At 46.0% G+C, this 13,447-nt stretch carries 6 protein-coding genes; 4 read left to right on the forward strand and 2 right to left on the reverse strand.

From position 1 onward, the window contains the following. Positions 1-120: 120 nt before the first annotated feature. The 4 genes from MHB85_RS04200 to MHB85_RS04215 all read left to right on the forward strand — a co-directional run bounded on the left by MHB85_RS04200 (position 121) and on the right by MHB85_RS04215 (position 9,984). Positions 121-3,216 carry a non-ribosomal peptide synthetase gene (locus MHB85_RS04200; RefSeq protein ID WP_341072446.1) on the forward strand — a complete coding sequence of 1,032 codons (3,096 nt, stop codon included), beginning with the start codon at positions 121-123 and terminating at the stop codon, positions 3,214-3,216. Further along, complete coding sequence (locus tag MHB85_RS04205; protein WP_341072448.1) at positions 3,217-7,242, forward strand: non-ribosomal peptide synthetase; 4,026 nt, start codon at positions 3,217-3,219, stop codon at positions 7,240-7,242. Beyond that, on the forward strand, positions 7,230-8,516 hold the full coding sequence (gene ectB, locus MHB85_RS04210; protein WP_197997946.1) for a diaminobutyrate--2-oxoglutarate transaminase: 1,287 nt from the start codon (positions 7,230-7,232) through the stop codon (positions 8,514-8,516). The genes MHB85_RS04205 and ectB overlap by 13 nt, the downstream gene beginning before the upstream one ends. A gap of 124 nt (positions 8,517-8,640) precedes the next feature. Then, complete coding sequence (locus MHB85_RS04215; RefSeq protein ID WP_192136083.1) at positions 8,641-9,984, forward strand: MFS transporter; 1,344 nt, start codon at positions 8,641-8,643, stop codon at positions 9,982-9,984. A gap of 200 nt (positions 9,985-10,184) precedes the next feature. Here MHB85_RS04215 and MHB85_RS04220 read toward each other — a convergent pair whose 3' ends face one another. Together MHB85_RS04220 and MHB85_RS04225 are read right to left on the reverse strand one after the other, a co-directional pair. Next, complete coding sequence (locus tag MHB85_RS04220; protein WP_192136085.1) at positions 10,185-12,425, reverse strand: S-layer homology domain-containing protein; 2,241 nt, start codon at positions 12,423-12,425, stop codon at positions 10,185-10,187. A 241-nt stretch (positions 12,426-12,666) separates the two neighbouring features. After that, positions 12,667-13,233, reverse strand: coding sequence for a hypothetical protein (locus MHB85_RS04225; protein ID WP_192136087.1), 567 nt, complete (start codon positions 13,231-13,233; stop codon positions 12,667-12,669). Between the last annotated feature and the right edge of the window lie 214 nt (positions 13,234-13,447).

A 13,447-nucleotide genomic window follows, 5' to 3' on the forward strand; every position in this document is an offset into this window, starting at 1 on the left:
TTGCGACTTAAGGATAACAGCGTTCGGAAGGTTATTCTGTCATCGAAGTGGCAAGTGTAATATTCTTTAGTTCACTTCATATAGAACTGAAAATACATTAGAAATGCAGGAGGATTGAACATGGAAAATGTAATGCTGGGTTATCCCCTTTCACCACAACAGAAACGACTGCATGAACTGAATAATAACGGATTAAGATCACGCGTCCCAAGTGTAATTGCTGTTAACATCAAAGGTGAGTGCTCGAATGGTCAGATTGAATTAGCCGTGAAGAGAATAGCCGAGAAATACAGCACACTCCGCACCTCCATAGAAGCCGATCCCAATTATGGGGTCCATCTTCAGAAAGTAGATTCGGAGACCAGAAGCCGATTCCGTACTGCATATTCAGATGAACCGATTCAGGATCAGGATCTCCAAGGGCTGATCCGAAAGGAGTTGGACACATGGACAGGTGATTATTCACTGGAAGCCATTAACGTGGATCTGTCCGAACGTTCCAAACTGTTGATTCTCGCTTTTGATCCACAGTTCTCGGATATTGAACCTGCCGTTATTCTTGAAGACTTGTCTCAATTCATTGCGGCCGAGGTAGACCCTGAACTTTTGGAAGAAGAGGTACCGTATTATGCTGTATCCGAGTGGTTGAATGACCTGTTGACCAATGATGAGCACGCGGAGGAAAGAAGTTTTTGGAACAATAAACGGTTTGATCATGTTGATAAACAATTGTCCATGGTATCCGGTAGCGGAACCACGAGTATTACGATGGCAAGTTTCCCTGTGGCAGGGTCACCAGAATTGTGGGCTGAACTTGAGAAGGTAGCAGAGAAAACTGGAAGTACAATAGATAACGTTGCGCTCGCCTGCTGGAATTTGACTTTGCATCTGCTGGGCGAGGATAAGGACCTAACGGTTGGCGTACATACGCGTGGCCGACAAGATGAGGATTTGGAGAAGGTTGTCGGTGCATTGAATCGATACGTACCTCTGTACTCGGGCTTGAAAGAGGACGACACGCTGGCTCAGTTTTTCCAAAGAACGACGAGTGAAGCGAAAGATAGTGCGGAATATGCAGATTATTTTGACTTCAAAATGTTTAGCAAATCGGATTCGAGTCAATCTGTGTTCTCCTATGGATTCGAGAGTCGGGATGCATCATCCGTGGTGGAATCGGGTGGTTACACATTCCGGATTGTGTATCAGTCGGAACAGATTGAACCGGTTCACCTTGGACTCAATATCCAGCAATACCCTGAACGTAGAGATATCGTTCTTCGATATAACAAGGAAAAGTACACTCCGACAGAGATTGGCTACGTAGCAGATATATTCACACATATTTGCAACAAGGCCTATGTCAATCTGGATGAACCCGTATCGTCCAACATCATCCCTGATCATCTGACATTTACATTGCAATCGATTCTTCAAGGAGAAGTTCGGGAATACGCAACTTCTACATTGATAGAGATGCTGGACGAGCAAGCCTCGAAGACACCAGATCAGATTGCGATTGTGTCTGGTAAAACACTGCTTACGTTCCGGGAGATCCATGAGAAGTCCAAACAGCTTGCCCATTATCTGCATCGGACAAGAAGTGTCGGGCATGGAGATGTAGTCGGGGTAAGCGTGGAGAGATCTCCTGAGCTGGTCATAGCCCTTGTGTCTGTGCTTCGGGTGGGGGCAGCTTATGTACCACTTGATCCGGATTATCCGAATGAGCGATTGTCCTATATCTGTGAGAATGCCCACATTGAAACGGTGCTGTTGTTGAATAAAAACAATGAACGGCTCAATTCCCTTTTTGCCAATCCTGTATTTCTTGAAGAAGAAGGCGAGGCCATTGCGACCGAGCCCACAGACGCACCGGCAATCGGAGTAGATGCCAGAGACATCGCCTATATCCTCTATACTTCCGGTTCCACAGGCAGACCCAAAGGGGTCAAAGTGTCACATCAGGCCATCAGCAACCATATGCATTGGATGAACAATGAATTTCCACTGAGCAGGGAAGACGCTGTATTGCAGAAAACATCAATTAATTTCGATGCATCAGTATGGGAATTCTATGCACCGCTCACTACGGGCGCAAGGCTGGTTCTTGCTGAGCCGGACAAGCATGCTGATCCCGACTATCTGCTCGATATTATTCATAAGGAACGAATCACGACGTTACAGGTTGTACCTACCATGCTTCAGGCTTTGGTGGAAAAAGAAGCGCTCTCTTCAGCACCGTTAAAAAGGGTGTTCAGCGGCGGAGAGAGACTGGGAATTCCACTCCAGAAGGCTTTCTTCGATAGATCCAACGCTCAGTTGATTAACTTGTACGGCCCAACTGAGGCGAGTATCGATACGACGTATCATATCTGTGACAGGGATAACGTTCATGAAACGATCGGCAGACCCATTCATAATACGAATCTGCTCGTGCTCGACTCGAACCTGAATCTTGTCCCGCCAGGTGTTGCCGGAGAGTTATATATCAGCGGGAAGGGCCTGGCAGATGGATATGTGGATGAACATCTTAATGATCTGGCTTTCCTGACACATGCTTATACGCCGGACAAGGTGATGTACAAAACCGGCGACAGAGTGCGTTATTTCCCTGATGGTCATATCGAATACATTGGCAGGGTTGACCGGCAGGTGAAGTTAAGAGGGTATCGGATCGAACTCGGCGAGATCGAGAAGGTTCTAAATGAACACCCTCATGTGCGACTTGCAGCGGCGAAGTTGCAAGAGAAGACTGAACCATTGCTGGCTGCCTATGTAGAACTGGATACCGATGGAGAGATTCAGGATGTCAAACAGTGGATTTCATCCGCACTTCCCGAATATATGATTCCGAACGTCATCCAGGTACTGGAGCATTTACCGCTGCTGAGCAATGGGAAAATTGATTATCACGCCCTGCCGGATGTGGATATGAGTTCCGGGGCGGAATATGCCGCACCAACGACAAGCGTTGAGCAGATTGTTGCCCAGATCTGGAGAGCGGTATTGAAGCGGGAGCAGATTAGTATTGATGAGAACTTCTTTGCACTCGGAGGGCATTCGCTTATCGCAACGCAGGTCATCTCTGGAATCAGACAACAGGTAGGTGTTAATCTGCCGCTACGTAAAATATTTGATGCGCCTACCATTCGTGAATTGTCCGAAGTGATTGAGAATCTGTTGTTGGAAGCGAATGGATATTCTGCGGAGGGTAATTAAGTGAAAAAATCAGGTGCAGTAATAAACAAAAGCGAACTGATTGATCGAATATTAAGTCAGATGAATGTGACCAATACAGTACAGCGCACTTCTCGTGACATAAATCGCTTTCCGCTATCTTTTGCTCAGAAGAGGTTGTGGCTTCAGCAGCAGATTGAGCCAGCAAGTACGGCTTATAACATGGTTTTTGCCAATGAGATTATGGGAGAGTTCGATAAGTCTGCATTCGAACAAGCTATCGGACTGCTGGTGGAGAGGCAAGAGGCATTACAAGTTCGGATGGATGCCGAGGAAGGCATACCTTATCAATATATTCAGGAAGACCAACCGGATTATGAATGGGTTGATATATCAATGTATCCGGGCGATCAGGCTGAAAGGCAGATTGTAGATGGAATTGAAAGGGCCGATGGCCCTTTTGATTTTACCCGGGATAGATTATGCAGATTCAAAGTATTTAAGCTGAACGATCACCGCCACATTTTTGTTCTGATGATGCATCATATCATCTCGGATGGTCAGTCGATCGAGATCATACGAAGAGACCTGTTATCTTATTATGAACATTTCCGCGGAGTAGGCCCTTTGCCGACATATGACGCATCCGCGACCCAATATATAGATTACGCAGTATGGCAGAATCAATTACTGGAAAGTAAGGAGTTTGCTAATCAGAAGAGGTACTGGATCGATCAACTGAAGGGGCACTCCTATACGCTCAATTTGCCATATGACCATGAACGTCCACAGAAACGGAGTGAAGAGGGGATATCAATATACTTCACGATTCCGGCACCTCTTACCAGCAGATTAAGAGAGATTTCGGAGAAGCATCATTCCACGTTATTTATGGTGATGTATACCTGTTTTGCGATTTTGTTACGCAAGTATTCGGGTGAAACGGATCTGATGATTGGTACACCTGTCTCCAATCGGCCACAGTCCGATCTGGAGAAGATCGTGGGTTTCTTTGTTAATACACTGGTACTGCGAAGCCGTATCCATGATCAACAATCATTTCTGGAGCACCTGGACGCTTCCAAAAATACGATCCTTGATGCATTTGACCATCAGGATGTACCGATTGATCTATTGTTCGATGACCTGATCCAATCTAGAACCACAGGATATTCGCCATTGTTTCAGGTCATGTTCAGTCTGGGGAAAGCGGGCCATTTTGAACAGAAAGATCAACAGGCTGTGTTCAGGGAGATCAAGCTGAAGCAGATCAACACATCCAAATTCGACATGTCCCTGGATTTGACGGAAGATCAGGATGTGATTAAGGGTACGTTTGAATGTAGTCGGGATCTGTTCCACGTGAGTACGATCGAACGCTGGGCCAGTAATTTTATAGCGTTGCTTGAACATATTGTGGATTATCCAGGAAAGCCAATCGCAGAGGTTGAAGCCGTTAGTGATGAAGAACGACAGAAAGTTCTATATGAATGGAACGATACCGTAATGGATTACCCTGATCATCTCTGTGTACATCACCTGTTCGAAGCATCTGTAGCCCGAACCCCGGATCAAGTGGCTGTGGTATATGGGGAAGAACAATTAACTTATCGTGATTTGGACCGCCAAGCGAATCAATTGGCTCATCTTCTGATCGAAAAGGGAATCGGACCTGACAAGGCGGTAGCCATTGGCATAGAACGTTCGCTGCATTTGCCCATTGCCCTTCTAGCCGTGTTAAAAGCGGGAGGAGCTATCGTGCCTCTGGATCTGGATGCACCTGTCGAGCGTAACCGTCACATGTTAACAGACTCGGAAGCGTCGATCTGTCTCATCAATACGAATGCGTTGCCGATTCCCGAGGATGTTGCCCTTCTGATCGACGTATCTCAGCCTGAAACATATACGGACAAGCCGATGACAGTTCCACAGTCACAAGTAGGGCCTGATCATTTGGTAGCTATTTATTATACGTCAGGCACTACAGGGAAACCGAAGGGGGTATCTGTGCTGCACCAGGGGTGGGTGAACCGGATCTGCTGGATGCAGCATCAATTCAAGCTGGAATCCCATGAAACGGTACTTCAAAAAACAACCCTGACCTTTGATGATGTCGGTCTTGAATACTTCTGGACATGGATGGCAGGGGCAAGGGTTGCCTTGTTGGAGCCAGGATTCCATCGTGATCCGTATGCGATTATTCAAGCTTTGAAGCAATATGAAGTGGCCATCGTCTTTTTTGTTCCGAGTATGTTGAAAATGATTTTGGAGCGAATTGGTGGGGCGGATCTGGAGCAGTTAGCGTCATTACGGGAAGTATTCTCTAGTGGAGAGGCATTAAAGCCCGAGATGGTTGCAGCGTTCCACAACCATCTTCCCAAGCGTAATCTGCATAACAGTTACGGGGTAACCGAGGTTTCCATTGATTCGACCATTCATATGAATGTGCAAGTAAAAGGTCGCCGTGCTCGAAGAAATATATCCATTGGTCGTCCAATCGGGAACAATTTCATCTACGTTTTGGATGAAATACAGAATCCGGTGCCCATCGGGGTTCAGGGCCATTTGTATATTGGTGGTGTTGGGCTGGCGAGGGGGTACTATGGAGATCCCGTGAAGACCGGACAGGCTTTCTTCGTGAACCCGTTTACGGATGGAAGGATATACAGGACGGGTGACATTGCTTATTACGACGCCACTGGCAAATTATATATTGTCGGTCGAATAGACAATCAATTGAAGATCAGAGGCATGCGTGTAGAGTTGGGGGAAATCACCGATGTAATCTCCAGACACGCTGATATTCAGGAGTGTGCGATGCTGGCTGAGCGATGGGGAGAAGATGAAGAACTTTCACTGAGTGCCTATATACAGCTGACTCCATCTTCTAAGATTCTCAGTACGGACCTTCGCAACTTCTGCCGAACCCTGCTGCCAAGTCACATGATTCCCTCACGTTTCATTACGATTGATCATATTCCGCTGAACAGTAACGGTAAGTTGGACAAGGCGGCGCTGAAGCAGCTGGATCGTGGCACATTGAAGGATTATATTGCTGCCCCGCAGGATGAGCTGGAAGAAAAGGTCATGCAGATCTTCATGGATATCCTTGGTGTGGATACCGTGCATCTTCATGAAAGCTTTTTCGATCAGGGTGGCCATTCAATCAAAGCGGTCCGTTTAATGGATGTTCTGAACAGAACATTTCATACCGAGCTATCCGTGATCACTCTGTTTGATTACTCCACCGTGACCGAGATTGCACATATCATTCGGGAGGGGAACCTTCCTCAAGACCAATCGTTTGTTGTGTTGAAAGAAGGCGGCCGTAAAGATGAAACCCCGCTGTTCCTCATTCCAACAGGTGGTGGCAATCTGATCAATTATTATGAGTTGGTTAGTCAACTGGAAGGATTGAATATTTACGGGTTTGTACCAAAAGGATATGAAAATGACGAAGAACCGCTCTATACCATCCAGGAGCTGGCTCACTATTATTATGGTGTTCTTACACGATTCAATCCGGTAGGCCCGTACCGATTACTGGGTTGGTCCTTTGGTGGCAATGTGGCATTTGAGATGGCACGGATCATTGAAGATGCGGGACAACAGCTGGAGTGGTTGATCATTCTGGATGCACCTGCCCGAAGCCATGAACGGGATGTTCGTCCAATAAATAAGATGGAGGCTCTTGCCGAATTAGCATACAACAACGGATATGAGTTCGAACCTAGCGGAGACTATGAGATTCAGTTAAAGGAAGTCATGAATCACTTCCCAGGTGAAAACACGCTTAGACATCTCAAAGTGCGTTTGGCCAATGAAGTGGCCTTTGATAACTACTATTCAGCAAAACCGATTCAGTCCGATATCCATCTATTGTATGCAACCGCTCAGGATGAACGAAGTCCTGTTCCGTTAACGGATGCACAAGTTTGGCATTCCAAGACGACAGGTATATGCACTTCAATTCCGATTCCAGGTCATCATGAGAACCTGATCGACTACAATCATGCCGTGAACGTGGCTCATTATATAAATCAAATGGTGAAGGGATGGAGCAAATGACTTTTGAAACGATAGAATCGAATGTGAGAAGTTATTGCAGACATTTTCCAGCCGTATTTGATAAAGCCAAGGATGATCAACTCTATACCGTGGACGGTCGTCCATATATTGATTTTTTTGCAGGTGCTGGTGCGCTTAACTATGGACATAACAATGAATATATCAAAAACGAAATTATGGCATACATCGGATCGGACCGAATTATGCATGGACTCGATATGTACACACAAGCGAAGCTTGATTTTATCGAATATTTCTCTGAATCGGTACTGAAGAAAAAAGGGATGGAATACAAGCTTCAATTCTGCGGCCCTACCGGGACTAATGCGGTAGAAGCTGCCTTGAAACTGGCACGCAAATATACGGGGCGTACGGGTGTGTTTTCTTTCATGGGTGGTTATCATGGCATGTCTCTGGGGAGTCTGGCCGTGACCAGTAATCGGGATAGCCGACAGGGTGCGGGCAGAGCATTGGACGGTGTAACCTTTATTCCGTATCCGAATGAACATAATCATTATTTTGATAGTGCTGCCTACATCGAATATATATTGGAAGACACCCACTCGGGTATTGAGAAGCCGGCTGCCATCATATTGGAGACGGTACAGGCAGAAGGTGGTATTTATGTTGCGGAGTCCTCGTGGTTGAAGAAAATCAGGGACATCTGTGATCGATACGATATTTTGTTAATATGCGATGACGTACAGGTAGGATGCGGCAGAACGGGTCCGTTTTTCTCCTATGAGCGAGCGGAGATACAACCTGATCTGGTCGTTCTCTCTAAATCCATTAGCGGATATGGATTGCCGATGTCCTTGTTGTTAATGAAACCTCATCTCGATATCTGGAACCCGGGCGAACATAATGGAACCTTTCGCGGGAACCAGTTGGCCTTCATCGCTGCCAAAGCAGCACTGGAATACAGGGAACAGGTGTCTCTGGAGGAGCAGGTGTATGCAAAAGAGACCAAGTTGAGGCAGGTATGGAATGAGGAGATATTGAAGCAGCACCCCAACATTGATATTCGGGGGATTGGTTTGATCTGGGGGCTAGATTTCTCCAAATTTGAACCGGATATTGCGGCAGAGGTACAGAAGGCTTGCTACGAGCGTGGACTTATTGTTGAGCGAGTAGGCAGACATGATAGCGTGGTTAAGATCATGCCTCCATTGAACATCTCCAATCACAATCTGCGAAAAGGAATCGACATTCTGAAGGAAAGCATTACTTCTGTTTTGACGTTGCAAGAGGTGAAGGTTGTACAAAAGATTTAACTTTCGAACAGAATAACAGATTGAACCAAGCGAAGCAGGAATGACTTCGCTTGTCTTCATTCTTCATAGCTGCATGAAAGAGATGTTGAATGAGATACAGGTTCGACGTAGGCGGAGGTGGACCATGGAGATTTTCAAAAACAAGAACTTCAGTTTGATGTTTTTTGGCAGAATCTTAACCAACATTGGAGATAGCTTATATGCGGTATCCGCCATGTGGCTGGTCTACAATCTGGGAGGCTCCTCATTTTATACTGGACTCGCGGGATTTTTGTCCATTTTGCCGAAGCTTATTCAACTGTTGTCCGGACCGATGATAGATCGGATCCCGATTCGAGGGATTCTGGTATACAGTCAATTAATTCAGGCCTTATTGTTATTAATTGTGCCTATTGCAGCGTACTATGATTTTCTGAGCGTCGGCTTGGTATTGGTGATCACCCCTATTTTGAATATATGTAATACCTGGGTGTACCCTGTTCAGATGTCAGCTCTGCCAAGAGTATTGGAGAAACACCAACTCACGCAGGGCAATTCCCTGTTCTCCATCGCTTATCAGGGGATTGATGTTGCTTGTAATGCTATCTCCGGGATGCTCATTGTTGCGCTGGGTGCGGTGTCTTTGTATTTTTGGAATGCCATCGGTTTCTTCATAGGTGCTTTATTATTCTCTCAATTGCGGATTGCTCCTTATATCATGGAATCGAAAATGAAGAAGGAACAGGGTACATATGATGAGACTACTGAACAGGCGAGTGGAAGTACACCGTCAGGAATGCGTTTGTTTTTAAGGAATTACACCGATGATATGGTGAGTGGAATCAGGCTGCTTACACAGACGGCATTGGCCAAGTTACTCTTTGGCATTATGGTAATTAATGCTGCAGGAGGAGCGACATTTAGTGTACTTCCCCTATATAGTGATCAGATCGGCGGAGCCAATATCTACGGGTTGATGCTGATGGCACAGGCGCTTGGCAGCGTCATAGGTGCAACATGTGCACCGTATCTCAGACTGGAAAATGTACGTTTGGGTCGATTGTATTCTGTGGCATACATCATATCAGGAATTGCCTGGATTGGGTGCATATTTACCCCGTGGAGCTGGCTGAGCATTCTGGTATATGGACTGGCCTGGGTTCCTGGCGGAGCCGTTAACGTCATCATTAATACCGTTGTGCAGAAGGGGGTACCGCAGCAATATTTGGGTTTGGTGTTCTCCGCGACGATGGCGTTAAGCGGCATAGCCATGCCAATCGGCAGTCTGATCGGTGGTACGTTGGGAGTCTGGCTACACAGTTCTACAGTCATCACTTTATCTGGAATTACCGTTGTTCTGGTAGGGGTATACTGGATGCTTGATCGCGTATCCCGCAACCTGCCTAAGACGGAGCATCTGGATGAAGGACATTTCAATTTCACACCACGCGGCGGCACGGCTCGCTCGAATACCGAAATGGGGGCTTAACGCTGACATAGCATAATGAGCCCGTCGTTTATCTCTAAATTTCATGTGTGAAAAAATAAAAAAATGGCACCTCCAGAAAGGCCATGAGGATAACGACTGGCTATCCCGTGCCTGTTCCATGAGGTGCCCTATTCAGGTTCATTCATGTTAAACCATGTTAAACGCCACCTGAGCAATGGAATATTGCAGGTTAATTGTTGTTACTCTGTATAATCACTTATCGCAGTTCGCCCCGCCTCTACACTAATCCAGTAGGCATAATCTTCGCGCACGTCCACATAGAGGTTAAGTTCCTTCGCATCAAGGTTACTTACCGTTAGTTTGAAATTGCCATAGGCATCTGTTGTAACCTGCTGCGTCTGGATGTGCTCTACAACAGGCGAAGGACCATGGATTTTAATTGGCATCGTCTGGTTGGCATACGTCGGGAACGTACCTTGAAGGACTAGTGTGTGATCGGCGGAATATACTGCTTTCATGGTCTGATCCGGTAGTCCGCCATTCTTTTCATTCTCGGTAGCTTCAGTGGCATTCTTCGGTCTGCTCCATAGTTCGAAGCCTTTTTCCTTCAGGTTCTGGAGAAAAACAACGGCCTCTGCCCGGGTCAAGGATTCTTGTCCCGCATAACCTTGCACCGTAGCTGCGGTTTTGCCTGAAGAGTATCCCATGTTCAACAGATACCGGATGGCATCGTCATCCTGAGTATAATTTTTACCGCCAAGCCCCGCCACGATTACGGCTACTTCTGTTCGGTTCAAGGCATGATTGCGCAGCTTCGGATTCTGTTTGCTGGCATCCAGTTTCAGATTCAACGCGGAAGCATAGGTATAATAACGATCACTCCAGATGTTTCCTTTGATAGCTTGTCCCTCTACAGCATCGATGCTCTGAATGACATGGGAATTCGCATACAGCTTGAACAACATGGAGAGGAATTCGGCTTCACTCACCTGATTGTTGGGTTTGAACGTTCCATCCTCGTATCCACTGACCATCTCCTGTTGAACGGCCCATTGAATGGCATCTTTTGCCCAATGTGTGCGGATATCAGTTAATTGGGGAATTCCCGTTACCGTAACAGAGACAACCGCTTCTTTCCCTTCAAAACGAATCCGAATTTCGGCTTTACCAGCCTGAAGTCCAATGATTTTACCATCCTTGATGGCGATGCGATCTGACGTCGTGGTGAAGGAGACGTTAGATTGTGGAACATAGGATGTTCCGTTATCATTCACGGCAGTGATCGAAGGCAGATCAATCTGTTCTCCAGTTCGAACGTTCAGGTTTGGTTGTCCTGGTGTTATACGAGTAAGAGTTGTATCTTGTACACCGTCCACATGGAAGAAACGCGTGGAGTATGAGATTTCCGCCGCTGTACCGTTCTTCTTTTGCAGACCTGTAATTTGAATGTTGAACGTATCGCCGTTTTTTAACAATTGCACATCGTCGGGACGGAAGATGATGGCGTAGCCATATCCATATCCACCTGTCTCTACATTGAAATAGGCTTGATTAAACCATTGTTTATCCGCAGGGTCCACGTTGTAATAACCGGTTGGAAAGCCGCTGTTCTGATTCTTGGCGTTAAAGGTCCACGTACGTTGATCGGAAGTCCGAGTCATCTCGACCTGTACCTCAGACAGTGATGGCTTCGCAAATACATCTGTATTCAGTTGAACAGACCAGGCCTGTGTACTGCCAAAGGCTTCGATTGGAAAAGCTCCCTGATTCGGAAACAGGCTGTAGTTGAACGAAGTTCCCCCCGTTCTGCTTTTATCAAATACCTGCATGGCACTATAGTACTGATCATATGTCTTGCCTGATTCACTACGAGTGGCGAGTCCAAATCCGATCCGTTGTAGTTGTGGGCTCAAAATCCAGCGCCGGTGACCCAGTCGATCAATATTGGAGGCATCCGAATCATTCATGTAGGCCTGAATGCTTTTTGTCAGGACGTTATTCTTGACACTGCTGGTAACGTAAAGATTGGAGCTGCTGGCAGACTTTGAACCTGTGTCAAAGAAATCCTTTGGCATATCTCCTGGCTGCTCTGGATAATGGGATAGGTAACCACCTGTGGAGACCACAACAGCCCCATGCTGGGCCTGACGATTCAATGTTGGGTCAAGCACAAGATCGCCCTGTAGCCCCGTGATAAAACGATAAAAATTGGCTGCGTTCAGCCCTTGTTCCAGATAGGCGTCACTTACCACACCAGCAGAGTAGGGAGCACTTGTCGAAGGTGTCTTTGTATATAGGGGAGATGTATCATTGACATTCATCCACTGATTCCACTTCTGGACAATCTCCTGCTGACTGCGCTCAGGTAACAAACTGTCGACCTGTTCCGCATGTGCCGCTTGAGCACCCCATAACAGAAACAGTAAACCTGCCAAGGGCAGAGTGAACAGTGAAAGCATTTTATTTTTCCGATAAACCATGTTTCCAACCCCTCTCATTTCTGGACGTACGAAGAACCTATGCATGTTCAGCATTATGGTATATTCATCGACATTACAGTTGGTTTTGCTTAGAGCCAGGCATAGGGAGCACAAGGTCCAATGTGCGGAGGAGAGTGTTTGAATGAGTAGAACCGGTGGTTCATTTGTGGAAAAAAAGAGCACAGGCCAGTCCCACTGATACGGGACAGCCTATGCTCTTTCTACATATGTATCTATTTTTTTAGTCGAGACTCAGGTCGAAATCAGGCTCACCCATATAATCTAATGGGTACAGATCATCACGTGCCGAGATTAATGCACGGAAATGAAGATCTCTGATATCATGCTCTGCTACATTTCCATCGGAGCGATTGGAGACAAGTTCAGCTACCACAAAAACATCTTCCGCGCGAGTACATCTAAAAAGAACATTTTTCGGATGAATGACTTCCTCCAGGTAACTGTATGTCATCACGTGAAATGTTTGTCCACGCCAGTTTGTCTTTATTACTTTATAAGACTGCGTTCGCACCAGATCCAAATAACGCTCCAGCTGGAACGTATGCTCGAATTGTGTAATATAACCTTTTTTATCTACATCAATCGTAAACTCCACATCATAGCTCACATGCATTTCATCTTTATAAGATCCGTTCATAATCTTCATGTTGTCAAAGTGTAATCCGAATTCCGGATCTTCTACATAGGGAATGGTAACGAGTTCAGGATCAACATGATCTGTAATTTGGCTGTTCATGGAAGGTGCGCTGTAATACTTTGATGGCTGAAGATCAATTGATCCGATCATGCTTCCAGGAAAACCGGGGCTGCAAGTTATTCGCATAGTCATCTCCTTAGTTGTTGGTCAGTAGTTAGACGAACGAGTAACAATAAAGTTGCACCAGAATAAGGAAATGAAGGACGGGGCCAGCAGTTCGCATTCTTGCGAAAATTTGTAGCATAGTCAGTGTATTAATACATTTTTTGAGATTTTGTTATATTCAGAAAAAATCTATGCTATA

The organism is Paenibacillus sp. FSL K6-4396 (assembly GCF_038002525.1).
Lineage (GTDB): Bacteria > Bacillota > Bacilli > Paenibacillales > Paenibacillaceae > Paenibacillus > Paenibacillus amylolyticus_B.